Source organism: Amycolatopsis sp. CFH S0740 (genome assembly GCF_004522315.1).
In the GTDB taxonomy this organism is placed as follows: Bacteria; Actinomycetota; Actinomycetes; order Mycobacteriales; family Pseudonocardiaceae; genus Amycolatopsis; species Amycolatopsis nivea.
In genome coordinates, this window is sequence record NZ_SDLS01000020.1 from 51,406 (window position 1) to 78,236 (window position 26,831).

The 26,831-nt window shown below is 67.7% G+C and carries 25 protein-coding genes; 10 read left to right on the plus strand and 15 right to left on the minus strand.

The features are described from left to right. Window positions 1–50: 50 nt before the first annotated feature. From EIZ45_RS29130 to EIZ45_RS29155, 6 genes are all read right to left on the minus strand, one after another. On the minus strand, window positions 51–1,547 hold the full coding sequence (locus EIZ45_RS29130; RefSeq protein WP_101438544.1) for an aldehyde dehydrogenase family protein: 1,497 nt from the start codon (window positions 1,545–1,547) through the stop codon (window positions 51–53). 422 nt (window positions 1,548–1,969) lie between these two features. Continuing rightward, window positions 1,970–3,229, minus strand: coding sequence for an MFS transporter (locus EIZ45_RS29135; protein ID WP_101438543.1), 1,260 nt, complete (start codon window positions 3,227–3,229; stop codon window positions 1,970–1,972). Continuing rightward, the gene (locus tag EIZ45_RS29140; RefSeq protein ID WP_101438542.1) at window positions 3,226–4,116 is read right to left on the minus strand and encodes a sphingomyelin phosphodiesterase; all 891 of its coding nucleotides are present in this window, start codon (window positions 4,114–4,116) and stop codon (window positions 3,226–3,228) included. Before EIZ45_RS29140 ends, EIZ45_RS29135 begins: the two co-directional genes overlap by 4 nt. A gap of 156 nt (window positions 4,117–4,272) precedes the next feature. Then, the gene (locus EIZ45_RS29145; RefSeq protein ID WP_101438541.1) at window positions 4,273–5,478 is read right to left on the minus strand and encodes a sensor histidine kinase; all 1,206 of its coding nucleotides are present in this window, start codon (window positions 5,476–5,478) and stop codon (window positions 4,273–4,275) included. 173 nt (window positions 5,479–5,651) lie between these two features. After that, the gene (locus tag EIZ45_RS29150) at window positions 5,652–7,883 is read right to left on the minus strand and encodes a hypothetical protein (protein ID WP_101438540.1); all 2,232 of its coding nucleotides are present in this window, start codon (window positions 7,881–7,883) and stop codon (window positions 5,652–5,654) included. A 162-nt stretch (window positions 7,884–8,045) separates the two neighbouring features. Continuing rightward, window positions 8,046–9,830 carry an Ig-like domain-containing protein gene (locus EIZ45_RS29155; RefSeq protein WP_134667147.1) on the minus strand — a complete coding sequence of 595 codons (1,785 nt, stop codon included), beginning with the start codon at window positions 9,828–9,830 and terminating at the stop codon, window positions 8,046–8,048. A 541-nt stretch (window positions 9,831–10,371) separates the two neighbouring features. Here EIZ45_RS29155 and murC point away from each other — a divergent pair. Next, complete coding sequence (gene murC / locus EIZ45_RS29160) at window positions 10,372–11,802, plus strand: UDP-N-acetylmuramate--L-alanine ligase (RefSeq protein WP_101438538.1); 1,431 nt, start codon at window positions 10,372–10,374, stop codon at window positions 11,800–11,802. Between the two features lie 31 nt (window positions 11,803–11,833). Here the strand turns inward: murC and EIZ45_RS46990 are convergent, their stop codons facing one another. Beyond that, window positions 11,834–12,046, minus strand: coding sequence for a hypothetical protein (locus EIZ45_RS46990; protein WP_240690813.1), 213 nt, complete (start codon window positions 12,044–12,046; stop codon window positions 11,834–11,836). Here EIZ45_RS46990 and EIZ45_RS29165 point away from each other — a divergent pair. The 7 genes from EIZ45_RS29165 to EIZ45_RS29195 all read left to right on the plus strand — a co-directional run bounded on the left by EIZ45_RS29165 (window position 12,039) and on the right by EIZ45_RS29195 (window position 17,538). Further along, window positions 12,039–12,467, plus strand: coding sequence for a hypothetical protein (locus tag EIZ45_RS29165; protein ID WP_240690814.1), 429 nt, complete (start codon window positions 12,039–12,041; stop codon window positions 12,465–12,467). The genes EIZ45_RS46990 and EIZ45_RS29165 overlap by 8 nt on opposite strands. Then, window positions 12,464–13,471 carry an NAD(P)-dependent oxidoreductase gene (locus tag EIZ45_RS29170; RefSeq protein ID WP_101438536.1) on the plus strand — a complete coding sequence of 336 codons (1,008 nt, stop codon included), beginning with the start codon at window positions 12,464–12,466 and terminating at the stop codon, window positions 13,469–13,471. The genes EIZ45_RS29165 and EIZ45_RS29170 overlap by 4 nt, the downstream gene beginning before the upstream one ends. Next, entirely contained in the window at window positions 13,464–14,498 is a 1,035-nt protein-coding gene (gene vanA / locus EIZ45_RS29175; RefSeq protein WP_101438535.1) for a D-alanine--(R)-lactate ligase, read from the plus strand. The genes EIZ45_RS29170 and vanA overlap by 8 nt, the downstream gene beginning before the upstream one ends. Beyond that, window positions 14,495–15,103 (plus strand): D-Ala-D-Ala dipeptidase VanX, encoded by a 609-nt coding sequence (gene vanX, locus EIZ45_RS29180; protein ID WP_101438534.1) that lies wholly within the window; start codon window positions 14,495–14,497, stop codon window positions 15,101–15,103. The genes vanA and vanX overlap by 4 nt, the downstream gene beginning before the upstream one ends. After that, on the plus strand, window positions 15,093–16,190 hold the full coding sequence (locus EIZ45_RS29185) for a glycosyltransferase (protein ID WP_255443453.1): 1,098 nt from the start codon (window positions 15,093–15,095) through the stop codon (window positions 16,188–16,190). Before vanX ends, EIZ45_RS29185 begins: the two co-directional genes overlap by 11 nt. 190 nt (window positions 16,191–16,380) lie before the next feature. Further along, window positions 16,381–17,115, plus strand: a complete 735-nt coding sequence (locus EIZ45_RS29190) for a LuxR family transcriptional regulator (RefSeq protein ID WP_158242523.1) — start codon at window positions 16,381–16,383, stop codon at window positions 17,113–17,115. 51 nt (window positions 17,116–17,166) lie between these two features. Further along, window positions 17,167–17,538, plus strand: coding sequence for a helix-turn-helix transcriptional regulator (locus EIZ45_RS29195; RefSeq protein ID WP_101438531.1), 372 nt, complete (start codon window positions 17,167–17,169; stop codon window positions 17,536–17,538). Window positions 17,539–17,755: 217 nt separating this feature from the next. Here EIZ45_RS29195 and EIZ45_RS46240 read toward each other — a convergent pair whose 3' ends face one another. The 7 genes from EIZ45_RS46240 to EIZ45_RS29225 all read right to left on the minus strand — a co-directional run bounded on the left by EIZ45_RS46240 (window position 17,756) and on the right by EIZ45_RS29225 (window position 23,734). Further along, the gene (locus EIZ45_RS46240; protein WP_167442035.1) at window positions 17,756–17,911 is read right to left on the minus strand and encodes a hypothetical protein; all 156 of its coding nucleotides are present in this window, start codon (window positions 17,909–17,911) and stop codon (window positions 17,756–17,758) included. Further along, window positions 17,908–18,630: a class E sortase gene (locus EIZ45_RS29200; protein WP_101438530.1), complete on the minus strand. Its 723-nt coding sequence runs from the start codon at window positions 18,628–18,630 to the stop codon at window positions 17,908–17,910. The genes EIZ45_RS46240 and EIZ45_RS29200 overlap by 4 nt, the downstream gene beginning before the upstream one ends. Next, a complete protein-coding gene (gene wecB, locus EIZ45_RS29205; RefSeq protein ID WP_101438529.1) occupies window positions 18,627–19,775 on the minus strand; it encodes a non-hydrolyzing UDP-N-acetylglucosamine 2-epimerase in 1,149 nt (382 codons plus the stop codon). The genes EIZ45_RS29200 and wecB overlap by 4 nt, the downstream gene beginning before the upstream one ends. A 59-nt stretch (window positions 19,776–19,834) precedes the next feature. Beyond that, window positions 19,835–20,002, minus strand: a complete 168-nt coding sequence (locus EIZ45_RS29210) for an LPXTG cell wall anchor domain-containing protein (protein WP_101438528.1) — start codon at window positions 20,000–20,002, stop codon at window positions 19,835–19,837. A gap of 58 nt (window positions 20,003–20,060) precedes the next feature. After that, the gene (locus tag EIZ45_RS29215; protein ID WP_134667149.1) at window positions 20,061–21,422 is read right to left on the minus strand and encodes a glycosyltransferase family 2 protein; all 1,362 of its coding nucleotides are present in this window, start codon (window positions 21,420–21,422) and stop codon (window positions 20,061–20,063) included. Between the two features lie 332 nt (window positions 21,423–21,754). Then, window positions 21,755–22,957 carry an iron-containing alcohol dehydrogenase gene (locus tag EIZ45_RS29220; RefSeq protein WP_158242522.1) on the minus strand — a complete coding sequence of 401 codons (1,203 nt, stop codon included), beginning with the start codon at window positions 22,955–22,957 and terminating at the stop codon, window positions 21,755–21,757. 567 nt (window positions 22,958–23,524) lie between these two features. After that, window positions 23,525–23,734 (minus strand): hypothetical protein, encoded by a 210-nt coding sequence (locus tag EIZ45_RS29225; RefSeq protein ID WP_134667151.1) that lies wholly within the window; start codon window positions 23,732–23,734, stop codon window positions 23,525–23,527. A gap of 2 nt (window positions 23,735–23,736) precedes the next feature. On the opposite strand from EIZ45_RS29225, the gene EIZ45_RS29230 reads away from it, so the two are divergent. Further along, entirely contained in the window at window positions 23,737–24,951 is a 1,215-nt protein-coding gene (locus tag EIZ45_RS29230) for a sensor histidine kinase (RefSeq protein WP_101438525.1), read from the plus strand. Continuing rightward, a complete protein-coding gene (locus EIZ45_RS29235) occupies window positions 24,945–25,553 on the plus strand; it encodes a response regulator transcription factor (protein ID WP_101438524.1) in 609 nt (202 codons plus the stop codon). Before EIZ45_RS29230 ends, EIZ45_RS29235 begins: the two co-directional genes overlap by 7 nt. 486 nt (window positions 25,554–26,039) lie before the next feature. On the opposite strand, the gene EIZ45_RS46995 is transcribed toward EIZ45_RS29235, so the two are convergent. After that, on the minus strand, window positions 26,040–26,786 hold the full coding sequence (locus EIZ45_RS46995) for a DUF2637 domain-containing protein (RefSeq protein WP_240690823.1): 747 nt from the start codon (window positions 26,784–26,786) through the stop codon (window positions 26,040–26,042). Window positions 26,787–26,831 lie beyond the last annotated feature (45 nt).

Below are 26,831 nucleotides of genomic sequence, written 5' to 3' on the forward strand. Positions count from 1 at the left end.
GATTTCTCCTCACCGTTCGGCTTCCGGCCCGCGTCGGTCTCGTGTAGTTCTCAGCGCTTGCCGTGCAGGACGGTCACCAGCTTGGCGACCAGTGCGTCCGTGGATTCCTTGCGGGAGAAGGAAGTGAGCGTGAGCGGCGCGGTGAACCGCTGCCGGGCCACTGCCTTCGGGCGGGCGAACTCGCGCAGCCCCTCCGGGCCGTGGATCCGGCCGAACCCGGAGTCGCCGACGCCGCCGAAGGGCAGCGAAGCGATGCCGGCGAACGAAAGCGGCGCGTTCACCGAGGTCATGCCCGCGCGCAGCCGCGACGCCAGCTCGGCGCCGCGCGCCCGCGAGAACACCGTGGAACCGAGGCCGTACTTGGTCGCGTTCGCCTTCTCGATCGCTTCGTCCATGTCGCGGACCTTGGCGATGGTGACCGTCGGGCCGAACGTCTCCTCGCGCACCGCCTCGGAGTCCTCCGGGACGTCGACCAGCACGGTCGGCTGCACATAACGGTCGCCGACGCTCTCCACGCCGCCGACCAGCGCCTTTCCGCCGCGCTTCAGCGCGTCCTCGATGTGGCTGCGGATCACCGAAAGCTGCGAGGGCATGGTGATCGGGCCGTACTGCGCGTCCTCGTCGGAACCCGCGCGCACGTTCTTCGCCTTCTCCACCACCCGCGCGACGAACTCGTCGGCCACGCGTTCGTGCACGTAGACGCGCTCGACGCCGATGCAGGTCTGGCCGGAGTTGGAGAACGCGCCCCAGACGGTGGCATCAGCCGCCGCTTCGAGGTCCGCGTCCGTGTCGACCAGCAGCGCGTCCTTGCCGCCCGCCTCGATCACGACCGGGGTCAGGGTGTTCGCGGCGGCGGCCATGATCTTCTTGCCGGTGGCCGCGGAGCCGGTGAACGCGATCTTGTCCACACCGGAGCCGACCAGCGCGGCACCGGTCTCGCCGAAGCCAGTGATCAGCTGCAGCACCGGCTGCTCGGGCACGATCTCGGCGAACGCGTCGACCAGCCACTTCCCGACGCCGGGGGTGTACTCGCTCGGCTTGAACACGACGGCGTTGCCCGCGGCCAGCGCGTACGCGATGGAGCCGAGCGGGGTGAACACCGGGTAGTTCCAGGGCCCGATCACGCCGACGACGCCGAGCGGGAGGTACTCGACGGTCGCGGCCTGGTTGGCCATGAGGAGGCCGGACGAACGGCGGTGCTTGCCGAGCACCTTGCGGGCGTTCTTCGCCGCCCACGCGATGTGCTCGATCGCCAGCACACTCTCGAGCTGGGCATCCGCGACCGGCTTGCCGGTTTCGTCCCGCACGACCTGGCACAGCTGCGGAAGCCGCCGGGTGAGCACGCCCTTCCAGCGCTGCAGCCGCTCCGCACGACCGGCGAAACCGAGGCCGTCCCACCAGCGCGCGGCCGCCCTTGCCCGCTCGACAGCCGCGCCAACTTGGCCGTCCGTCTGCACCCGATAAGTGCCGACGACCTCGCCAGTCGCCGGGCTGAGCGAATCGAACGTCTCGCCGGCCTGCGCCGGATTCGGCTGGACCGAGGTCATCGGCACCTCCCCGTTTCAGTGAACACCCAGATTACGATCTTGCTAGCACACTGCCAACAGTTTCCCTGGCTCCCCGAACGCAGTACCCCGCCCCCACCAGCGGTTCAGCTTCCGCGACGAGAAAAGTGAGGCAAAATTTCATCGTCGTCGCAGGAAGAATTCTCGGCTGAATCGCGATCGAACCCCCTGCGGGGAAAGACCGGCGAAAGGCACCCGGCCGATGCGTGACTGGGGGGCCACACGCATCGGCCGGGCTTCCGCCGCCCATCAATCTGCCGGAACCGAATGCTCAGCTCCCCGAGCGGAGAAAAGCGCTTTCAGCCGGCGGGCGTAAGCACAGGCTGCCCGAATCGACGCGACCTGTCACTTCCTCGCGAAGACTCGTGAATATTTCATGCCTGGCACCGCCGCTGCGAGGGAATTCAGGACACGCTTCGAATCGGCAGCACACAAGCCGCGGCGGCCAATCCAGTGACCGCGGAGGCTAGGAACAACGAAGGGAAACCGCCCGGTGAAGTGATGAGGACCCCGCCGATAGCGGCGGCGGCGATCGACGGCAGCGCGCTCGCGAGCTGCAGCACACCGAGATCCTTGCCGCGATCTTCCGACCGGGGCAGCACCTGCGTCACCAGGGCCTGGTCGACAGACAGATAAGCGCCGTAGCCGATTCCGAGAAGCGACGCGCCCAGGATGGCAGCAGACATGGTCGGCACGAAGGCGAGGACCAGCGCGGCCGCGCCCTGGATGGCCGAAGACCACACGACCACCCGTTTGCGCTTTCCGCTGCGGTCCGAAGAGCGCCCCACTGGGATCGCGACAACGACAATGCTGGCCGTGTAACACACCATCAGGATCAAAGTGCCGAAGTCGGGGTCGACGTGCACCGCGTCTTTCAGGTACTGGTAAAGGAAAATCTGCGCGAGCGCGTTCGACAGATTGATCAGCGACCGTTGCCCGCACGCCCAAGCGAAGTCCGGGCTGCGCAGCGGCGCGAAGATGCCGACGGCGATCGCACGGAGCGCCAGCGGAGGACGTTCCGCTCTCCGCAACGGTGTCCCGCGGACGCGGAGCCCGAACGGGAGCACGCACAGCAACAGCAGCAGGGCCAATCCAACGTAGGCATCGAGGATTCCGGTGAACAGGAAGGTCACCACGGCGACCCCGAGCAGCGGCCCGACCGCGGTTCCCACCGCGAAGTAGCCGGAAACCCGGCCCCGCTGGTTGACCGGCACGTCGTCGGGCACCGCCGCGGACAACGCGACCATGACCGCGGAGGAGCCCGCCGTGAAGAGGGCCCACCCGACGACAACGCCCACGATGCCGTGTTGCAAGCCCTGGAAAACGAACGCGACGGCGGACAGCACGGCGCCGTAAAGGATCCACACCTGCCTGCGCCCGGTGCGGTGCAGGGTGCGGTCGGACAATGCCCCGACCAGAATCGAAGCGACCACGGTCACCACCGCGGCGCAGGCGTTGGCCCAGCTCTGCGCGACCACCGCGGCGTTTCCCTCGCCCGCGATCGCGTTGGTCTGCCGCGGCAGCAAGACCTGCTGAGTGCCGTAGTTGGCCAGGAACAGTCCCAGATTCGCGAACGACCAGCAGACCGTCCACACGCGACTGACCGGGCGTACCGGTTCGTCCAAAGCGGACCGGCCGCCTGCCGCTGCCACGCCCGCGGTCACGCCGGCCCCAGGGTCACGTTCGCCACCACCGGAAAGTGGTCGCTCGCGGGACGGCGAGGCCGTAACGGGACCGTACAGGTGGTGATGCGCGGGACCGGCCGCAGGCCGTTCTCGTTGATCGACCCCACGTAATCCAGCACATTGCGGTACCCCGGCTGGGAACGCGCCACGAAGCGGTTGTTTGCGCTGTCGAACGTGTGCTCGTGCATGTCGCCGTCCGGTTCCAGGCGGCCGCCGACCGCATCGGCCGCGTCGTCCAGGTCTTGGCCGCGATCACCGGGAACACCGCGCGCGTCCGCCGCGTAGTACTCGACGTTCAGATCCCCGACCAGCAGAACGGGCGCCTCCGGCGGTGCCGTCCTCGCGACGAACTCGCGCAGCTCTTTCAGCTGTTCCAACCGCACCGCACGGGTCGCGGACACCGGCGTCGGCGGCTCGTCGGCCTGCAAATGGGTCGCGGCCAGCCATACCCGGCCGTCCGGGGTGTCCAGCTCCACCAGCGCAACTCCCTTCGCGGACAACGCGTCCTGAGTTTTCCGCTGGACCGCGCTGTAAAGATGCTGGCCGCACCACCGGAACGGATACCGGCTCAGCACCCGGACTCCGCCGCCCACCAGTGTTCGCACCGGCGAGACCCGGGGCACTTCCCCGTCCCAGCCGCGCCGGCCCCGCAGCGCGCCGATCTGGGGCGACGCGTGATAACCGCGCCGCTTCAGCCGCGAGACCAGCCGCCCGGCGGCCGACAGCGCGAACGCCTCGTTCAGCACGATGACGTCCGGATCGACGGCACGCACGGCGTCGACGGCCCAGCCCGCCCGGCGCCAGCCACGAGGCGAAGCCGAAATGAAAGGGAGCTGCAACACGTTGAATGTCAGTAGACGAAGCATGGAATGCACGCCTCCTGCCTGGCTCGAAGGGCGGCCCCACACTGGGCCGCAGAACCACACCGTAGATAGAATGTGAATTTGATTCAAGTTTTTCGCCGCGCGATACCCCTGTGGGTGAGCACCGCGTGTGTTCGCTGTCAAACGCCCGGCTCGCGCTCATTCGTCAGCCGGCACGTCCTCCGGCACCGGGCTGTTCGACGGCAGCGTCACGCGAAGCAGGAAACGGTCGCCGACGCTTTCCGCACCGTAGGTTCCGCCGATCCGCTCGACCCGCTCGGCGATGCCGGCCAACCCGTGTCCCGGCACCACCGATTCCGTGGAGAGCAGGCCGTCGTTGCCGATCAGGAACTCGAACCGGTCTTCGATCCGGACCAGCTCCAGCGTGCAGTTCACCGGCTGGCTGTGGCGCAGGATGTTCGTCACGGCTTCCCGGACCACCCAGGCCAGGGTCTCGGCGGCGGCACCCTCGGGCTGTTCGCCGATCCTGATCTGGCAGACCGCTCCGCGCGACTCCAGCAAGTCGATCGCCGCGGCGAGTTCGGCGTCCAAATCGGCGACCAGGGTGCCGTGCGCGATGCTGCGCATCTCCTGCAGGGTTTGCCGGGCCAGGAGATGCGCGGCCCGGCTTTCCCGTTCGGACTGCCTGCGGTCCCCCTCCGCCAGCCGCTCCGCGAGTTCCGTGCGCAGCATGATCGACACGAGATTGTGGCCGAGGCGGTCGTGCAGTTCCCGGGAAATCCGGGTGCGCTCCTGGTGCACGGTCAGCCGCGCGATCTCGGCATTCGCCGCGGCCAGCTCGACCGTTCGGAGAGCAAGCCAGGACGTGGCCCGCACGGCGACCGCACCGACGATCCCGACGACAGCTCCCTGCGCGATCGAGGCGTCGTCCGGCATCGACGATTCAGGCATCGGCCACAACCAGAACGTTGCGAGCGCGATGAGACCGATGCCGCAACATACTGCCCAGACCCACTCGTTGCGGACCAGAATGAGCAAGAGCGCCCCGACCATGGAGATCGAGCCCGCTGGACTCAGCACATCGTGGAAGGCGGTCGCGACGACGATTGTGATCAGCGTGCTCGGCACGGTCAGCGGCCACGTTTCCCGGAACGGCACCCCTGCCGCGCGGAACACCAGCCCGTGCAGGCAGATCAGCGTCTGCAGCAAAGTCAGCACGGCATACCAGGCGGACAGCTGAAGGTCGGCGGTGTCCACAAGGATCTTCCCCGTGCCCGGCGTGACGACTCCACCGACGACGACGCCGACAATCCCGGCCGCGGCGAGCAGAAACGCCCGGCCGCCGATGCGAATGGTCCGCCAGTAACGAGCCTTGCCCAGCACCGGCCACAGGAAACGGCCCACCTCGTGCCCTGCCCCTCGCCAGACCTGCCCTTACCGGAGCGCGATGCTAACCGCGCCGCGGGCGTCCCACCGAATCGGATCATCCGTTCGGGTGGCAGGAACCGGCTGGAGACACGCCGCTCGGCAACGCTAACCAGCCGCGCATGAGCGAATAGCAGGACACCGCCGCCCCGCTACTTCGTCAGAAACGAGAAGTTCCAGAGGTTGTCCACGAACACCTGTGCGTCGGGCTTGTCGTTCTGTGCCTTGGTGCGCATGAAGACAGTGCCGAGCCGATCGGACAGCGGGGTTTTCTGCCACTGCGGGCCGATCCAGTAGTTCAGGTAATAGCCCGGCCCGGCCACCGCGCCGTTGGCCGACCAGAAGCCGTTGCGCGGGTCGCGCACGTAATCGAGGACGGAGGTCGAAGCCCCGCCGGTCCACGCCGACCCCGCGTCGTCCGAACCGGACAGCATGACCGCGAGCTGCAGGTTCCGGCTCCGCAGCCATTCCGGGCTGAGACTGCCGGCGGACGACTCCCGGCTCGCGAGACCACCGAGGTCGATCGTGGACCGGTCGGCCTCGTACGGCAGCACTCCGGAGTCGCCGATCGCGATCGCACCGTCGGGCAACTTGGTCTCGCGGATCGTCTCGCCGACTTCCTGATGCGCCATGATCCGGTACCGATACGCAAGCAGGTTCGTCGTCTCCGCAGAATTCCCGAAACCGAGCACCGCGGCCAGCCCGATCGCCCCTAACAGGGCAGCCCCGGCGATCTTCCGGACACCGCCGGCGTACAGGGCGATCGCCACGATGCCCGCTCCCACCCAGACATCCGTCGTCAGGTTTCCCGGATCCCAGACCACCCCGGTGCAGGCCGCGACGGCGACCGCGATCAGCGCCAGGAGTGCGGACCGGTCCAGCTCGCGCGGACCGGAGAGGCGAATCCGCCGGCTCAGCACGACCAGCACCACCGGGAACAGCAGCTGCCAGTAGAAGCGGTGCCCGGGGTCCATCACCAGCATCGACTGCCGGTAGAGACCGAGAACGACGGCGGCCGAGGTCACCGCGAGCAGTACCGGCACCGCGTCCCGAAGCAGATCCGGGCGCGCCAGAATCGACGTCTTGGTGCTCCTCCGGTAAAGCGCGACCCCCATTGCCAGACCCAGCACGATCGGCAGCAGGATCGGCCCCACCACGGGCATCGCGTCCAGGATCTTCGTCGGCAGCGGAATGTCGCCTGCGACCTTCTTGTAATAGGGATTCGGGAAGAACGACCCGAAATACCACCATCGGGCACACCAGTAAACCGCCCAGCCGGCCAGCACCGCGATCGCGCCGCGCAGGTTTCCCCGGCTCCGGTCGATCAGCAGCGACCAGCCGATCGCGACCGCGGCCAGCACGATTCCCTCCGGCCGGCTCAGCGCGACCGCGGCGGCGACCGCGAAACCGGTGCGGCCCAGCCCTCCCCGCCGGTAGACGATCGCGTACAGCCAGCCGATCAGCAGTGCGAAAGAGGCGGTCTCCAGGCCCATGAACAATTGGAGAAAGAAGATCGGGCTGGCCAAGGCGACCGCGAGCAGCACGAACTCCTGGACCCGCGGCAATCCGGCCCGGCGGACCACCACGACGTAGCCCACCGCGAGCGCGACCGACACGATCTTGAAGAACAGTTCGGCGGACATGCCCAGCAATGCCGGGATGATCGACAGGAACGCGTAGAGCGGATTGCTGTACCCCTCGACCGGCGGGCCGTCGGCGTTCCAGCCCCAGACCCCGTGCTCGACCAGGTTTTCCCCGTACCGCCAGGTGATGAACGAATCGTCGATCGTCACCCGGAAGAACAGGAACGCCAGGACCAGCGCCACCAGGCCGAGCATCGCATAGCCCAGCCGCCACAAGCCCATTCCCCGGGAGGTGCCGTCCTCCGCCGGGGCTTCCGGTGCGGGTTCTGCTTCGCCGTCCTGCTCAGCCGCGTCCTGCGGATGCTCCCGCCACGCGCGCAACGCCTCCGGGGCGCCGGCCCCCGTCACCGACTCCTGGTCGGCGGGTACGAACTCGGTGACTCCGTCCAGCCGGATGACGGCGATCTTCCGGTTCAGCGCGTCGCCGACCGCGAGCAACCTGGCGCCCGGCCCGCATTCGCGGAACGCCGTCCAAGCCGCGATCGGCTGGCCGAACACCTGCGGGGCTTCCCCGTCGTCGCCGTACACCGCGAAAGCGGCCGCCGGATTGTCCGGCGCGAGCGCGAGGAACTCGGTCAGCCGATCGGAATCGCCGACACTCGCCCAGCTGTCGGCCAACTCGGCCATCAGATCCCCGCTGACCACTGCCGTGGCGGCGGACGAGGACGGCGCGGGACCGGAGGACTCCGGCTGTTCGGGGGCGCCGGTCCGGCCGGACGCCGGATTGCCCGTTGCGGACATGTTTTTCTCCAGGGACTTTCCAAACGGAGGCCGGTCGGAAAGTCCGGCCGGAACGAAGCACAATTGAGCGATGTGGCCGCAACCACGGCAGACTCCCGACCACGGTTACGGCCACATCGGCGGAACTTCAGGCGACCGGGGAAATCTCCCCGGCGAGGCTCGTTACTGAGCCACGGTCACCTTCAGCGGAGCGGTGTATCCGTCCACCGTCGCAGTGCCATTGGTCTTCTCGCCCGGGGTCGCACCCTCAGCCGTGGTGGCGACCGCCGTGACCTTGAACTCGACCGTCTTGGAGTTCTCCAGGTCCTTGGCAGCCGGCAGCGGCACCGTCAGAGTTTTGCCGCCATCACCGACCTCCGCGATTTCTCCGAGCCATTCCCCTTTGCCCTTGAGCGGGTTGTGGGCAGCGTCAAAGGTCTGGTAAGACGCCTTTTTGATGAAGGCCACCCCGTCCGGAGCCGTCAACACCAGTTTCTTGCCCGCGATCTTGGTGAAGTCGCCGTCCCTCGGCACGAAGCTCACGTTCACCACGCCTTCCTTGCCCAGCTGCACCGTCGACGGGTCGCTCTGGAACAGTTCCGGCTTCTCGGCGACGACGTTCTTCGGGTCCGAGGCCTTGCCCTCGCCGCTGCCGTCCTTCGGCTTCGCGACGACCTTGATCTGCGTGGCGCCGCCGAGGTCCGAAGGCAGCTTGATCTTGACCTGACCGTTGGCGATCGTCACCGGACCGGCGAGCACCTTGCCGTTCTGGTCGACCGCGCTCACCTGATTGCCGTCGGTCCCGGTCACCGTCAGTTCGTCGCCCGCCTTCACGTCGCCGGTCGGCGAGGTGATCACGGGCTTGTCGACTACCGGCTTCGGCTCGTCAGCCGACTTGATGTTGACGAACAGCGACCGCGACTTGGCGGGCTTGCCGCCGTTGTCGGATTCGGAGGTGGCCACGATCTGGTGCCCCGAGCCCGCCTTCAGGTCATCCGGCAACTTGATCTTGAAGTAGCCGTTGGCATCGGCCTTCACGTTGGGATTCTCCCGCGGCGCGCCGTCCACTTCCAACCGGATCGTGGTACCCGGGTCGGCCTTCCCGGTCAGCTCGCCGCCCTCGTTGACTTCCACGCTCGCAGCCGAGGTCGACCACTGCGGGGCGTTCGGCGAGTCCGGCTGCTTGACCGGCAAGACCGCGACACCTGTCTGGGTCGTGTTGAAGATGAACATGTTGCTCAGCGCGACATTGCCGCCGACGTTGATGTCCGTCGCCTGCTTCTTCTTGACGGTGAACTCGCAAGTGGCGCGAACCCTCGACTGGAAGAATTTCGAAATGGCGTTGTCGTTGCCGCCGGTCGGCAGCGCCGCCGCCTTGGACAGCAGGTTCCGGATCTGGGCGACCAGCCCGCCGAGGTCGACCGGCTCGTAGTTGGTGCCCCCCTCCGCCTTGCCCATGGCCGTCTTGCCGTCGCGGTCGCCGTATTCTTCGCACTTCACGCCGTCCAGAGTCAGGCTGGGCGTCTGAGAAGCGAAGATCTTCACCACGTCCTGAAGGCCGTCGACATTCCCGTTGGCCTTGTCGGTCTGGAACTGGCTCCAGATGTTCCACAGATCCCACTCGACCGCGACGGTAGCTTTTTCGCCCGGCACCGCGTAACCGCCCGGGGCGTTCGTGGTGATGTGCATCCGGGCCGGCACGTTGTTGAAAGGAGTCAGTTCCGCCCAGCCGTCCGGGCCGCGGCCTGCCGCCGAGGCGACATTCGGCACGATCGCCCCGCCGATCGTCGCGGCGCTCAGCGCAGTGAGGACGGCCGCGCGAGCGACAGTTTTCATTCCCCTGCGCTTCCGTTCTTTATTCGTCATAGGTATATCCCACCCGTAATCTCGGAACCCCCACTCCGCGGGGGATTGCAATAAGCCTGACCAGGCCCGCCGTTCCCGACAAGCAAAACCGGAAATCGCCACTCACTTGGGGTGTACCAGAATCACCGTGCCGGCTGTGAAGCTTTCACGTCGCCCCTGGTCCGGATCCGGTTTTCGGCGAAACCGCGAAGCGCGTTTCCGGTCGCCTCGCCGTGACCCGCCGGAGCCAGTCAGGCTGCCAGCGGCCAGGAATCCGTCCGACTCTCCCCGGCCGCCAACCCGCTCTGCCACGACTATATCCGCACAGATCTGCCGGCCGCTGGCCGCATCGCGGGCTCGTCGGCGCCCGCCGCCGCGGGGTCCGCCTGGCAAGCGCCAATACCCTTGAGACGGCCGAACCCGGCTCCGCGGACCAGCGAACGCCCCGACCGGGCCGTCCACCGCCGCGCAGAAGGAGAAGAGGCCGGGATTCACTCCGCTTCGGACTCCTGAGAGATCGCCCGCCGGCCGTTAGTACAACTATTCACCGGCATTCCGTGAAATTTTTCATCTTCCCCTGAAATTGACAGCGCACATACGCGTGTTACCCAACGGTGACAGAATCCGAACGCGCTCGTCGAAGTGGAAACGGAGCATTATCGGCATGAGCTTTTCGTCGCAGACGGCCGGTATCCGGGACAACGGTCTCGGCCTCGTCGCGCAACTGGGCCGGGTCCACCTCGTCGGGTGCGGCGGCGTCGGCATGGCCAGCCTCGCCGAGGCATTGAGCTTGCGCGGCTTGCGGGTGAGCGGCAGCGAGATCGAAGACCGGCCTGAGCTCGCGCGGCTGCGTGCGGCCGGATGCACGATCTACACCAGCCACCGCGAGAGCAATCTCCACAGCGTCGACACCGTCGTCTATTCCACCGCGGTTCCGCCGGACAACGTCGAGTTGCGCGCGGCCGCGAAGCGGGGCATCCGGGTGCTGCATCGTTCGGTCGCGCTCGCGACGCTGTTGCAGGCACGGTTTTCGGTGGCCGTCGCGGGCACGCACGGCAAGACCTCGACCGCCGCGATGCTGGTCAGCGCGCTGTCCGCGGCGGGAGCCGTTCCGGAGTACGTGATCGGCGGCCGGCTCGCCAACCAGTCGGGCGCGGGCGCCGGCGAAACGTCCACCATCGTCGTCGAGGCGGACGAGAGCGACGGGTCTTTCCTGACCTATCAGCCCGACGCCGTCGTCATCACCAACATCGACACCGACCACCTCGACCTCTACCACGATATCGACGCACTGACCCGCGCGTTCTCCAGATTCGCCGAGCAAGTCGGCGAAAGCGGTTTCGTCGTCATGCCGGAAGACGACCGCTATTGCCGTCGGGTGGCCCGAGACCTTCGGGCGAAAGGCATCCGGGTTCGCACGTTCGGCGACGGGCCTGCCGCCGATCTGCCGGTGCGCGTCGACGCCGAACTTCCCGGCTCCGTGCGCTTCACCGCGCGATTGTCCGATCAGGACGAAGAAGTGCTCACGGTGCCGGTCCCGGGACGGCACATGGCGTTCAACGCCGCCGCCGCGTTGCTGACCGCCCTCGAATTGGGGGCCTCCCCCGTGGGCGCCGGGCTCGGGATCGCGCAGTACCCGGGAGTCGCCAGGCGGTTCGAGTTCAAGGGCGCGCCGCGCGGCATCCGGGTCTACGACGACTATGCGTGCCACCACACTTCCATCCGGGCTTCGCTGACCGCGCTGCGGCACACCGCGGAGGGCGGCCGGCTCATCGCGGTGGTCGAGCCGTGCCGGCAGTACCGCATGGATCAATTCCAGACCGAGATCGCCGACGCGCTCTCCGTCGCCGATCGCGTCGTCGTGCTTCCGGTCTTCGACTCCGACGACTCCTTCGACCACGCCGCGCCTTCGGAGGCCTTGACGTCGTTGGTGAACCTGCCAGACCACGACAAATTCCTGGCGCGCACTCCGGACGCCGCGGCTCGCGCGGTCGATGCCTTCGCGCGACCCGGCGACTTGGTGGTCACGCTGGGAGCCCCGGGCGTGGCGCGCGTCGCCGAACAGATCGTCCAGACCCTCGAACACACCCGCTGACCGAGAAAGGCCGGAAGATGAAATTTGCCAGCTACATCCGCGAATCGGCCATCGCGAGGACGGACGCCCGCCGTCGCGTTTGCAGCGCCTCGAGCATCCGCACGCTGGCGCGAGAAAGCCAGCCCACCCGGAACTTCCGGCGCGTCTGCCAGTCCTGCCGGCTCTCGGCGGTCTGCGAAGTCAGGTCCGCCGGCCAGGCACGGACCGCGGTGGCGCGCGGCTGTCCCGCGCTCAGCGTGCGCACCTGGCAGGATCATGACCTCGACCTGTTCGCGGAGCTGGCGGACGTCTGCCTGGCGACGAGCGTTCCGACGCTTCAGCGCGATCTGATCGCGTCCGAGTACCAGGTATGGGAAGCCCGTGCTTTCGGCGCGGACGCCGTCACCTTGCTTCCAGCGCTGGCCGGGCCCGCCGAGCTGGCGCGGCTCGCGGCACTCGCCGACGAACTGGGAATGACCGCGGTTTTCGAGGTCTACGACAAAGAAGACGCGGAAGTCGCTTTCGATCTCGGCGCACAGGTGACCGTGGCGGCGGGTTCCGACCTCGCCACGTTGCGAAGCATCCGGGACAGCCTTCCGCCGACTCTGCTCGTGCTCGCCGAAGCGGGCGGCAACATGGCGCTGATCGGCGGGGAACTCCTGCAGGTGACCGGCGAGGCGGCATGACCTCCCTCGAACCCGCTCGCTCCGCGGCGCAGGCGCCCCCGGCGACCGGAATCACCGTCTATGACTGCGAACCTGCCGAGGCCGAGCTGGTCCGGCGGCTGGCCCGTCGTCTCGGCGTGGAGCCGGTCGTGACGACAGCCGCCGTGTCCGAAGCGAGCGCCGAGCTGGCTGCCGGAACCCGGTGCGTCAGCGTCGGCCACAAGACCCCGATCGACAATGCCGCGCTGCTCGCACTCAGCCGGGTCGGCGTCCGGTACCTCTCCACGCGAAGCATCGGCTGCAACCATCTCGACCCGGCGTACGCGAAAAGCGTCGGCATCACCGTGGAGAACGTGGCCTACTCGCCCGACAGCGTGGCCGACTACACCGTGTTGCTGATGCTGATGGCGGTGCGCGGCATGAAATCCGTCGTCCGCCGGACGGACGCGCACGACTACCGGCTGAACGAAGCACCGGGCAAAGAACTGCGCGACCTGACCGTAGGCGTGATCGGCACCGGGCGCATCGGCGCGGCGGTCATCGAGCGTCTGCGCGGCTTCTGCTGCCGGATTCTGGCCCACGACGTCCGCGCCGCCGCATGCGCTGATTACGTTCCGCTCGACGTGCTGGTGCGCGAGTCCGACATCGTCACTCTGCACACTCCGTTGACCGCGGACACGCGCTGGATCCTGCACCACGGCCAGATCGAGCAGATGAAACCCGGCGCGTTCGTGATCAACACCGGACGCGGGCCGCTGCTGGACACCGATGCCCTGCTTTTCGCGCTGGAGAGCGGGCGGCTGGGCGGCGCGGCGCTGGACGTCCTCGAAGGCGAGGAAGGCACGTTCTACGCCGACTGCCGCGACAAGCTGATCGAAAGCACCGCGCTGACGCGGTTGCAGCGGCTGCCGAACGTACTGATCAGTCCGCACACCGCCTACTACACCGACCACGCGCTGAGCGACGCGGTGGAAGACAGCCTCCGCAACTGCCGGAACTTCGAAAACGGGACGCACCATGAATAGAATCCGGCTCGGCATCGTCTTCGGCGGGATGTCCGAAGAGCACCCGGTCTCGGTCAAGTCCGCGCAGGAGATCGCGAAACACCTTGACCCCGCGAAGTACGAACCGCACTGGGTCGGGATCACCAAAAGCGGCGCGTGGAAGCTGTGCGACGGCCCCGGCGACGGCTGGGAAGACCGTCCCTGCCCGTCCGCGATGCTCTCGCCGGACCGCGGCGTGGGCGGACTGCTCTTGCTGGACCAGGGACGGTACGAGGTGGTCGGCCTTGACGTGGTGCTGCCCGTGCTGCACGGCAGGTTCGGCGAGGACGGCGCGACGCAGGGCCTGCTGGAACTCTCCGGCATCCCCTACGCGGGCTGCGACGTGCCCAGTTCCGCGCTGTGCATGGACAAATCCCTCGCCTACCTCGCCGTCTCCGCCGCGGGCATCGCCACGCCGAACTTCTGGACCGTGGGGACCGGCGTCGATCCGGGACGGTTCAGCTATCCGGTCTTCGTGAAGCCCGCCCGGTCGGGTTCGTCGTTCGGGGTCAGCAAGGTCTCCCGCGCCGAGGACCTGTCGGACGCGGTGGCCGCCGCGGCGGAGTTCGACGAGAAGGTGCTGATCGAGGAACCGGTCGAGGGCAGTGAGATCGGCTGCGCGGTGCTGGGCAACGGATCGGAGCTGATCGTCGGCGAACCGGACCAGATCCGCCTGTCGCACGGTTTCTTCAAAATCCACCAGGAGGACAGCCCGGAAAGCGGCTCCGAAAACTCGACCGTCATCGTCCCGGCCGACATCCCGGCCGTACTGCGCGCACACGTCCGGCAGACCGCGCGGGAAATCTATCGCGCGCTGGGCTGCAAAGGCCTCGCCCGGGTCGACATGTTCCTCAAGGACGATGGAACAGTGGCGCTGAACGAGGTGAACACCTTCCCCGGCATGACCTCCTACAGCCGTTATCCCCGGATGATGGCGGCTTCCGGACTGCCGTTCCCGGCCATGCTGGACCGGATCGTCGCGCTCGCGTTGTCCGGGGAGGCGCGGTGAAAGACGGTTTCGGCTACGTGGACGAGGCCGTGCCCGGGATCCGCTGGGACGCCAAGTACGCCACCTGGGACAATTTCACCGGAAGGCCGGTCGACGGGTACCCGGCGAATCGGATCGTCGGGACACAGGAGTTGTGCACGGCGCTGCGAAACGCACAGGACCGGGCCGCGTCGCTCGGGTACGGCCTGCTGCTGTGGGACGGATACCGGCCCCAGCGCGCGGTGGAATGCTTCGCCCGATGGACCGGACAGCCCGAGGACGGGCGGAAAAAAGCACAGCACTACCCCAATATCGAGCGGGCGGAAATGTTCGAGCGCGGATACGTGGCCCGCAAGTCCGGGCACAGCAGGGGAAGCACTGTCGATCTGACTCTGTATTGCCTCAGTACCGGCGAACTGGCCGCCATGGGCGGGCACCACGACCTGATGGACGCCGTCTCGCACCACAGCGCACCGGGAATCACCTCAGCCGAGGCGGACAACCGGTGGCTGCTCCGGTCGGTCATGGAATCCTGCGGGTTCGCCGCATACGATGCCGAGTGGTGGCACTACACACTGAAGGACGAACCGTATCCGGACACCTACTTTGATTTCGTTGTCGCCTAGAATCGTCGTCGCGGGCGGCCATTCGGCCGGGCACATCGAACCCGCGATGAACCTGGCGGACGCGGTGCGCCGCCTGAATCCCAGCGCCAAGATCACCGCCCTCGGCACCGTACGGGGCTTGGACACGACCCTGATCCCGGCCCGCGGCTACCCGCTCGAACTCATCCCGCCGGTGCCGTTGCCGCGCGCGGTGAACCGGGCACTGGTGCGCATGCCCGGGCTGCTGCGCGACGCGGTCCGCACCGCGGGAGAAGTCCTGGACCGCACCAGGGCCGAGGTCGTGGTGAGCTTCGGGGGTTACGTGGCCGCGCCGGCCGTCCTCGCCGCCCGGCGAAGACGAATACCGATCGTCGTCCACGAAGCGAACGTCCGGCCCGGCGTCGCCAATCGGCTCGCCGCCCGGATGACGACCCGCGTCTTCACCGCGTCGGCCGAAGTCCGGCTCGCCAACGCCACCGCGATCGGAATCCCGCTGCGCCGCTCGATCACCGGGCTCGACCGCGCCGCATCGCGAGCCAAGGCCCGCTGGCAATTCGGCTTGCGCGCCAAGGGACCGGTGCTGCTGGTCACCGGCGGCTCGCAAGGAGCGCGCACGATCAACGCGGCGATCTCCGGCTCCGCCGCGATACTGCGGGCCGCCAACGTGCAGGTGTTGCACATCAGCGGACCGGGCCACAAGGTCACGGCGCCCGAAAGCGACCCGCCGTACGTGGTCCTCCCCTACGTCGACGAAATGCGCTACGCCTACGCGGCAGCCGACTTCGCCGTCTGCCGTTCGGGCGCGATGACGTGCGCCGAATTGGCCGCTGTCGGACTGCCCGCCGTTTACGTCCCGCTGCCTGAACGCGGCGGCGAGCAACGGCTCAACGCCGAACCAGCGGTAGCGGCGGGCGCGGCTCTGCTGGTCGACGACGCCGAGTTTTCCCCGGCGTGGATCGAAAAGTCACTGCTGCCGGTGCTCACCGACCCGGGTCAGATCGCGGCGATGTCCAGCCGCGCGTCGGCGTCCGGAGCATCGGACGCCGACGTGGTCCTGGCACGGCACGTGCTCGACGCGATCGCCGAGAGGCGCCGATTCAGCGGTTAAGGAAATATTCATGCGCTAATCAGGAATTTCCGCACATCTCATGCGCCGGGTGTCGCTTCGCCTACCAATCGCCGCGCATTTTCGGCTAAAGTCGTCTCGCACTCGCCCGAATTCCCAGGAAAACCACGGATCTGCCCGCTGCCGCGATTCTCGCCTGGCGCGAATCGCGGCACGTTGGAAGGACAACCTGATGGCTTCGGTCCCCCTGCTCGCGCAGAAGACGCAGAACGGCCGGACGCGCCGATCAGAGGAGACAGCGTTCACCCTGTGCTCGGCCGACCAAGACGTCCTTTTCCAGCTCGGAGTCAAGGCGGTGGTCGACCGGTCGCGCCGACTCAGCTGGATCGGCGCGATCAACGACGGGAACCGCGCGCTGACGCTCAGCAGCCGGATGCGGCCCGACATCCTGCTTCTGGACGCCCGGCTCGACGTCGGCGGCAACCTCATCCGGACCGTGACCTCGAGCCCCGCTGTGGAGACCGTAATCGTCCTGGTCAGTGCCGCGGAACTCACTCCAGAGCGGGTCGGCAAATTCGCCGAATACGGTGCCGTCTGCCTGCTCGACCGGGCAGTCGGCCCGGTCAAGCTCGCCGAACGGATCGTGCAGTACCACCTCTGGGGAAGCTCCGCCGAATTCCGTCCGGGAACGCCGGAGCCGCGCGTCCCGAGGGCCCGCCGCCGCAACAGCGACGAACTCACCCTGCGCGAAATGCAGATTCTCGGCTTCATCAGCATCGGGCTGACGAACGCCGAGATCGCGGATGCGCAGTCGGTATCCGCGGAGACCGTGCGCAGCCACGTCAAGAACGTGTACCGGAAGCTGGGTGCCCGCAACCGCGCGCACGCGGTCGCGATCGGCCACCTGGAGAACTTGATCGGCCCCCAGGCGGCACAACCGGCGCCCGCGCAATCCGCCGCCCGGTGACCGACACCGGCCAAACCGCACAATCCATCGGTTGAAGAGGAGAACTGAACCATGGCGGAGCAGACCGAACGGCAAGGCCCGGTTTTTGTCGGCGCGGACCCGGAGGCGCTTACCCGTGCCCGTGACTATCTGGAAGCCAAGGGCATCGCACTGACCTCGATCAGCAGGCCGGTGAGCCCGCTGCAGGTTTTCGTCCGTACCACGGCGATCGACGAAGCGCGGGCGCGGACGGGCGTCATCTCCGACTCCTCTCTGCTTCAGCTGCGCATGATCGCCGGAGGGATGACCAACGCCGAAATCGGCAACCGGCTCGGCAGGTCCGAGAACACCGTCAAGGCAAGCTTGAAAGCGCTGTTCAGAGCGATCGGAGCGCGCGATCGCGCCCATGCGGTGCTGATCGGATGCCGAGCGGGACTGATCTGAAGCCGAACCAGCGCTCCTTCGGCGACGAGGCAACGGTGCCAGAAATAGCCGACGGCACGGGATTCCCGGCAAGCGTCCGCCAAATCCAGGTGGCGTGCGCGCGTGTGACGTCCTGTCCAAGCGCTGAGATCAGGTACGCGTCGGGCACCGAAGGCACCGCCGAAACCGACAGGCGTCGCGTCTCCACGGGTCGTGCGCGGGCGTCACCGGTGCGCGATCAGTCCAAGACCGGGCTCGTCGTCATGAACCAGTCGTCCAGCAAGGGATACAGGCCGAACCACAGTCCGGCGCAGGCCGCGGCGAACAGCACCGCGAGCAGCACTGCCCGCACCCAGGCCGGGCCGGGCAGGATCCGCCAGAGGCTCGCGATCATCGTGCTCCCTCCGAATCCGCTTTCGCCGCGCTGCCGACCAGGTGCGCGTCGATGATCAGCCGTTCGTAGTTGTCCCACTTGGGATTGCAGGTCGTCAGGGTCAGCCGGGCTTCCGTCGGGGTCTGTCCCGGCTTCCCGGGAACGGGCAGGAGCACTCCGACGTCGTCCGGGCGGACGATCCGGTTCGCGTCGACCTCGTAGACGTAGCGGCGGGTCCGGTCCTCCACCGTGATCTGGTCCCCTGGCTTGATCGTGTCAAGATCCCAGAACATGCCGCGCACCCGATGTCCGGCCACCGCGAAGTTCCCGATCTGGCCGGGCGGCGCCGTCCCGGCGTAGTGCCCCGGCGCGTGCCGGAGGTCCTTCGACCTGGTTCCCTCGACGACCGTCCACTCCAGACCCAGTCGCGGTATCGCGAGGACCGAGGCCGGGGTGCCGTCGGCCGGGGGCTCGGCGACCGCCCGCGGTGCGCCGCGGACAGTGGGATCGCTGTCCCACAAGGCCTTGCGCTCCTGGTCGAGCTGGCCCTGCGCGGCGTTCAGTTCGCCCACAGTGCCCCACATCTCATACCCGAGGAAGCCGAGCATCACCAGCCCGAGAATGAGGACCGTCTCCCCGGCGATCCCGAAAATCCGCCACCGCAGGCTGGCGCGCGGCTTCCGGGGGCGGGTGCCCGCCGGCCGTTGTTCCGCCTCCTCCGCGAGGCGCTGCGCCGTCATGCCGCGCCGGGGCCGGCGGCCAGCACCCGGGCGGGATCGGCGATCCGGCCGCGGATCGCGTCCATGGTCAGCCAGGCGGCATCGCCGGAGCCGAACGGATTCCCCGTTCCGGGGCCGGTTTCCCGCCCGCTCAGCACCGCGCGTGCGGCGGTCACGACCTCGGAGAAGTCGGTGCCGACCAGCCGCGCCCAGCCCGCGTCGACCGCCTCCCGGCGCTCCGTCGTGTCGCGTGCCACCAGCACCGGAACCCCGAAGGTCGGCGCCTCTTCCTGGATGCCGCCGGAGTCGGTGATCACCAGTGAGGACCTCGACAGCGCCCAGATCAGGTCCGGGTAGTCCAGCGGCTCGGTCACCGTCACCGCGTTGCATGTCCCCAGGATCCGATGCACGATCTGGCGCACCTTCGGATTCGGATGCGAAGGAAGCAGAAACCGCGCGCCGGGGAACTCGCGGGCGATCTGCATCACCGCGCCCAGGACTTCGCCGATGCCGCTTCGCCACGACTCCCGCCGGTGCATCGTCACCAGGATCCGCGGCCTTGGCCCGGCGAAGGCCGCGGCGACCGCGACGTTCTTGGGCGGCAGGCCCTGTCCGGCGATGTGCAGCGCCGCGTCGACGACCGTGTTCCCGGTCACGACAATCTTCTCGTCCGGCACTCCCTCCGCCCGCAACGCCGCGGCGGCCGCCGGCGTGGGCGCGAGGTGCAGGGCGGCGATGCGGGAGACCAGCTGGCGATTGGCTTCCTCGGGAAACGGCGATTCGAGATCTCCGGTGCGCAAGCCCGCCTCGACATGCACGACCGGAATGTGCCGCCAGAACGCGGCCAGCGTGCAAGCCAGGGAGGTGGCCGTGTCGCCCTGGACGACGACCGCGGCCGGGCGGCGTTCTGCCAGCACCCGGTCCGCTTCAGGCACGAGTCGCGCGAACAACTCGCTCAGCGTGCCGGTCGCCCGCGACAGGACGATCCGGTCGTCGGGCACCACCCCGAACGGGGCCAGGCCCTGGTCGACCATGTCCGGGTGCTGCCCGGTGGCGACAATCCGGGCCCGAAACCCGAATTCCCCAGCAGCGAGCGCGACGGGCGCCAGCTTGATTGCTTCCGGCCGTGTGCCGGCAAAAAGAATTAGTTCTGGATTCGTGGTCATTTCTTCCCCTCCGCGAGTGGCGGACGCCCGTATTGACGACAGGCGCCCGCCATCTTCGATCATTTGTCGGATTCCTCCGCCATCCTGCGTCGCCGCCGGGCGAACAGGACGAACATCGTCCCCAAGGCCACGAGGGCGACAGCGAGTGCGATCCACCAGCTCAGGCTGGCTCCGGTGACCGCGAGGCCGCCCGCCGTGCCCGTGCCGACGCGTCCGTGCTTGTACATCCAGATCCTTTCGGTGCGATTGTGTGACTAGTGGCTGTCGACGGGCATCCCCGGTTGCTCATGCTTCGACGGCAACCTCCTCCTGATTGAACGATTCGGCGTTCCGCCGCGTTTTGGCCCAGCCGTGCCGGCCTCGCATCATCCGATACACCGCACGCAGCGAAGTCACGTAGAACAACCCGACGTACAACGTGAAGGCCAGTCCGTAGCCGATGCCGGCGAGCAGATTCGGTCTTCCGATGCAGCGGAATTGGTAAATGATTCCCCACACCACGAACGGCCCGGTGGATATCGCGACGAAAAGAAGGAGGAGAAATACGGTTCGCATCGACGCCGCTCCCGCCAGCATCGCCGGGTCGCGGATCACCGCGCCCAGCAGCAGCGCGACCGGAACCGGGTAGACGACGGCACCGATCAGCTGGAGCCACGGCTGGATCAGGTAGTAGCTCGCCTCGATCACGCCGAGTTCGCTGAAATGCGAAGACCGCCAGATCGACGGCAGGTACCGGGCGCACTGCATCGTGCCCTGACCCCATCGGGTGCGCTGCGTGACGAATCGCCGGAGGCTGTACAGCCCTTCCTGGGACACATAGGAATCCGACGTCGCCGCGGTCCGCCAGCCGGCCATCAGCAAGTGCAGTCCGAGTTCGTAATCCTCGAGCAGCAGCCCGCGCCACGGCTGCCCGGTTCCCCGGTCGATGGTGCGCAGCGCCGACATCCTGGTGAACTGCCCGTTGCCGCCCATCGCCACCGTGCCCGCGTACGCACGCGAATGCTGCACGGCCGAAATCGCCGTGCGGAACTCCATGTCCTGCAGCTGCACCAGCTTCAGCGCCGCCCAGCGTTGCCAACGACCGCCGGCCGACGGCGGGGTGTGCCGGTTCAACATGCGCACTTCCAGCTGGACCGCTCCCACCGACGAGTCGCCGAACAGGTGGCCCGCCGCGCACACGTCCAGGCAGTCCGGAGCGAGCACGCCGTCGGCATCGACCACCCCGACGATGACCTTCTCCCAGTGCTCGTGCCTGCCCAGCCAGGTCGCGAGCTGCTGGTAGGCGGAGTTGAGCGCGTCGCCCTTCCCGGTGCGCGCGTGCGGCGGACGCCGGCTGACCAGGTGGACGAACGGATCCGGGCTTTCCCCGGAGGCGAGCGACCGGACGATCTGCGCGGTGGCGTCGCGCGAGTCGTCGTCGATGACCCACACGTGCGCGTCGGGGAATGTCCTGCGCAGCCGCCGGACGGTATCCCCGATCACCGCTTCCTCGTCCCGGCACGGAACGAAGAAGTGCCAGGAGAAGTCGGCTTGGGACCCCGCTGGTGCCCGCTTCCGGCCGAGGAACGGCACGACGATGGCGCACACATAAGCGATGAAGACGCCGCTGCTCACGAAGGTGAACACGCCGATAATTGTCGCTAGCATGTCCGGGCGAGCCTCTCCGTGACGCACCACGCGGAGCGGGGCCGGCGTTCAGCGAGCCCGGGCCCCGGGGTCACGGCGAGCACACCACCGACGATGATCCGACTGGTTTCCGGCATGACGTTCCCCGCAGCCCCTCGTGATTGCCTTGCACAACTCCGCAGAACGCAATCAATCCATTCACGCTCGGCGATTCCGAGAATTTTCTACCCAGAGTATGGACATTGCCGTCAACGCAGATCAAGAAGATCGGCGTTTTACCCCCCGCTGGGCTATAGCAGTTTTAATAGGGGACGCGTGAAACATTCACGCTGTCCGAGGTCGCGAGGCGCGGTTCAACTGCACACCTCGGCCTGAACCGCGTCCCCGATCCATCCGGCCAGTTCCGACGCCGACCGGCCGGCGAGCGCGGGGACGCCGGCCTCCCAGAAGCGAAGCGTGCGCACGCTCGCCGCGGACGCGACCGTGGCATCGCACGCCAAACCGGACCCCAGTTTCCACGACCGGAACATCGCGGCGAAGCCCGGCCCCGGCTCCGCGGGCCACTCCGGCGAGCCCGCGGCGCGAATCCAGCTCCACACGCGACGCAGCCTGGCCCTGCTTCCCAGCAATGCGTCGCCGCCGTCGACGGCTTGCCACATGGCCGGCAACAACGCCGCCAGCACACTGTTGAGCGGCTCCCCCATTTCGAACGCCAATTCGGCCGAGACCGCCCGCGAAGCCGTGACGATCGGTTGATGACCGGCCAGCGGAAGACCGAACTGGGCCATGTCCGCGCAGCTGGCGAGCAGTCGATCGTGCGCGTCCAGCCCGTCTTTCCCCGCTCGCATGCCTAGGGACACGAGCAAGCTCACGGCGGTCCTGGTTTCCGCCTCGGTCAACGGGTTGGCGTCCTCGTCCGCGACGTACCAGTCGGCCGCCCGCATGACCGACGCGGAGATCCCCTCGACAATGGCCTGCGGCGGCAGCGACGTGGTGAACGCGCTGTCGACGATGGCGATGTCCGGCGTCAGTCCCGCCCCTTCCACCAACCTGGGATGCCCCCGGAGCACTACCGACGCGAATGGCCGCACCGCCGCGGCCGCGCCGATCGTCGTCGGGACGAAAGTCCGATGCAGCTGCGCCGGCGATTCGGGCGGCAACCGGACGACCCCCCGGCGGGTGCCACGGGCGCGCACGGTCGGCAGAGTCCGCCGGTCGGCGAGATGGCGGCAGGCGAGTTTCGTCAAATCCAGCACCGAGGAGCCGCCGACCGCCACCACTCCCTCTGCCCCCGCCCTCTCCAGCGAGCCGGCCAGCTCTTCGACCTTGCCGAACGTGCAGGGCGACTGCACGAACAGCACCTGGTCGGCCTCGACGCCCAGGCGAACTCGCAGCGTCTCCACCAGAAGGAAGTTCGCCGCGGCGAACCCGGCGCTCACCACCAGCATGAGACGCGATCCCAGCGCCGCCCCGGACGGCACGGCACGCCACACGTCATCGCCCGCGTACACCCGGGTCCCGCATTCCCACCGCACCACATCGTTGGCCCGTCCCATAACCCCTTCGCCTAACTCCCGTCGCGGGTGGTGGCGCATTCCGCGTCCCGATCGCGTGCCGCATCGGGGCCGGACGGATTGCCGACCCGGCCACTGCCATCGAATTATGCCCAGATGAGCGCGACGGACCTACACACAATGGGGCACGGTTTGCGACCGAATGGCAAACCGTCGCCGCAGCAGGTCAGGCCTGAACCGATTAATGCCGTGATATTTTCACGCCATAGTAGTCAGGAATAAATGAATGGCATTGCGCCGCGGCCTGGGCAAGACCTTCGGAGCGGATCGGCGAACGCGGTCCGCGCCCGCGCTCGCTCGGGGCCGGACGGCGACGCCGTGGCCGGCTTCCCTGCGGCGGCCGTCCAACCGGCTCGCGCGCTACGGATAAGGGGTGGCCATCCAGCCGCGTCCTCAGCGCCGCCCACCGGTGCTACTGCCAGCAACACCAGCGCCTGAACTCGCTCTGAAGTGTCGAACACGAATCACCCGAACAGGTAGGTTTAGCGCGCCGGTATGAGCTGATCCCGCATCTAGTATGAAATTATCCGCATTCAGCAGGCTGCGGAATCACAGCTCGGCGGGCACGCTGCCGGGGCAGGAGGAATGCGTGACCGTGGCGACCTCGTGGTGGACCCGGCGACGTCCACCGGTCGCCGAACGGCCGGTCGGCCGAGCGAATTCGTCCCGCGGCACGGCGATTCCGCCGGGCTTGCCGGGCACTGCCCGCTCAACCGCGCGGAAATCCGGGCCGTCGCGCAGAACGCGAGGATGCCGCACCCATGCATAGCAGGCTGCTCAACCCCGTAACCGGCCTCGCCAAGACCGTATGGGTGAACGGGCCCGGTGTCCGGCTGGCGACATTGGGCATTTGCGCGTTCTTCCTGTGGTCCGCAGTGCTGGGCGAGTACGAAACCGCGAAGCCCGCGCACGGAGAGTTCGGGGCCGCCCTGATCGGGGCGAGCTATCTCCCGTTCCTCGCGGTCTGCATGGTCGGCCTCGCCTTCCGAATCCGGTCGACCGCCTCCGCCAGGGCCGTCATCACGCTCGGCCTTGTCCAGCTTGTCCTGGTCTCCGCCAGGGCGCTGGGCGTTCCAGGAAACTGGGCGCCCTCGCTCATCGTCGCGGGCTGGCTGTGCCTCGTCGTCGTCAGCGAGCCACGCCTCGCATGGTCGGTCTACGGCCTGCTCCTGGCCGTCGGCATCGGCGGCTCCGTGGCGCCGATGCCGTTCAGCACCGGCGAGAAGATATATCACGGGATCAATTTCCTCGTGCAATTCATTGCGATAGGAATCAGTATTCGTGCCTTGACCACTATGGCCGTGCTGACGATCGAGCTGAGAAAGGCGCATTCGGAGATCGGCCGCCTGAGCGTGACACAGGAACGCGCCCGGATGTCACAGGAACTGCACGACCGGCTGGGCCACAGCCTGGTCGTGATCATGCTGCGCAGCGAACTCGCCGGACGGCTGGCCGGCACCGACGCGGCGCAGTCGCGGTCCGAGATCACCGCGGTGAACCACATCGCGAAAGACTCGCTGGACGACATGCGCAGCATCGTGCACGGCGGACTGAACACCACTTTCGACCGGGAACTCGACGGCGCGGTCGAGCTTCTCGAAGCGGCCGGCGTCCACTGTGAACTCCGCGTCGCCGCGTCCCCGGACGGGATCGCGGCCGAGGCGCTGGGGTGGATCGTCCGGGAAGGAACCACCAACATCCTCAAACATGCTTCAGCCTCCGAATGCACCATCACACTGGTGGAAGAAGACCACGAGTACGTTTTCCGGCTCGAGAACGACGGCGCGGGCCCAGGCGGGGAAACGGCCGGTCCGATACCGCGCAGCATCACCGATCGGGCGGACCGGCTCGGCGGCTCGGTCAAGGCCGAGCATGCGAGCGGAAAGTTCACCCTCGACGTACGATTGCCCACCTTGCCGTTCAGTTCGGGCAACACCCAAGAATCCTTGTCGCGACAGGAGGCAACCGCGTGGTGATCCGGGTAATGCTGGCCGAGGACCAGCGAGTCCTCCGCGAGGCCTTGGTCGCGTTGCTCCAGCTGGAGCGCGACATCAAGGTGGTCGGGGTGGCCGAACGGGGAGAGGAGGCGGCCCAGCTCGCCGACAGCCTGAAGCCGGACGTGCTGATCCTCGACATCGGGCTGCCCGACATCAGCGGCCTCACCGTGGCCGCCCGGGTCCGGGCCCAACTCCCGGCGGTCCGGATCCTGATGCTGACCTCGCTCGACAAGCCCGGCGTCGTCCGGGAGGCGCTCACCCTCGGCGTGAACGGTTTCCTGCCCAAGGGCGTCGCCGCCGCCGATCTAGTCGAAGCCGTCCGCGACGTCCACGCGGGCAAGCGGGTCGTTTCGCCCGACCTGGTCTCCTCCGCGCTGGCAGCCGGCGAAAACCCCCTCACGCCTCGCGAGCGCAGCATTCTCCAACTGGCCGCGACCGGTACTCCTCCCCGGGAGATCGCCACGCAACTGCACCTGGCCGAAGGAACGGTGCGGAACTACATCACGCGGATCATCGCGAAACTCCGTGCGCGCAACTCGACGGACGCCATCCAGATCGCCAAGCATTACGGCTGGCTCTGACCGGATACGGTTCAGCGGCGGCAGCCGCACGACAGGGCTGAGACCGGCGGGGCGCGAGTCGAAACCAGCCCGTCTTCCACCCGTTCGCGCCGATGCGCGGCGCGCGAGGAAATCGTCCTGCTGAGCGTTAACAAGGCTCTGGGCTTGTTCACCCGGGCCGCCGACCGGCATCTCGTCGGACCTGCTCGGGCTACTTCGACGAACCAGACACAAACACATCCTTCCCCAGGCCAAGGATCAGAGTGTCCGGCCCACCGGGGGTACCCCACGGCCGACCGGAACGAACCCTGACAGGTGCGGTTCGTTTCCGCACCGGCAAACCCAGTGGTCCTCCGCCAATGCCTCAATCCAGTCGATATCCGCAGGCAACAGTGCACAAATGAAAGGCAGGCGGTTCATGCGACCAGTGGTCGCTTCGTCGTTGACATGCATTGACATCTCCATTGGCGCTCGTTCGTTTACGAGACAGCACGGCACACTGCTTCGTCAGCCGGCAGCTAGAAGCGCATCTGCCGCCGACTCCTCGGCCTTGCCGGAATCGGCGGCAACCGTCGCCACGCGGCCCGATCGCCGCCATCGGCGAAGGACACGACGACCATAGTTGTGCGTCCCCGCCACCCGATCCAACTCCGCCCCACTCGGCGAACGCCCCACAGCAACCTGCTCCGAATAGTGAACCCACATCCGTTCCTCCGCCGTCAACACACCCTCCCCGCCGAGACCCTCCGCGACTGCGCCCCGGCCCGCTGGCATGGTCCCGGTCCCGCGACGACCCGCAACCGTCTCGGTCTCGCCTCGTTCACACACGGTCTCGGAGCAGGTCTCGAAATTCCGCTGCTTCAACGCACGGTTCAACAACTCCACCGCGAACAACAAAGCCACCGGCGGACACGCCGCGACCACCACCTGGAGAGGACTCGCGACCGGAGCCGACCCCACATTCGCCAGCAACGACAGTCCAATCCCGAACACGAACGCCGACCACGCCACCCACCGACCGCGTTCCCGACCGACCTTCCTCTTCTTCCACAGCTCGACCGTGGCGATCGTCAACAACCCGTCGACCAGCAACGGCCAGATCGACGCTGTCGACATATCCGCACCGAACCTCAGCGCAAACTCCCGGCCATGCCGATACGACGCATACGCCGCACCCACCGCCACCAAGCCCGTACACGCGCACTGCACCCACAGAGCAAGGTTCGGAGCAACCCCACTCCCGGTCTCCCCCATCACCGCACCGCCCCGACAACGCGCGCCAACGACCGGAAGTACAAC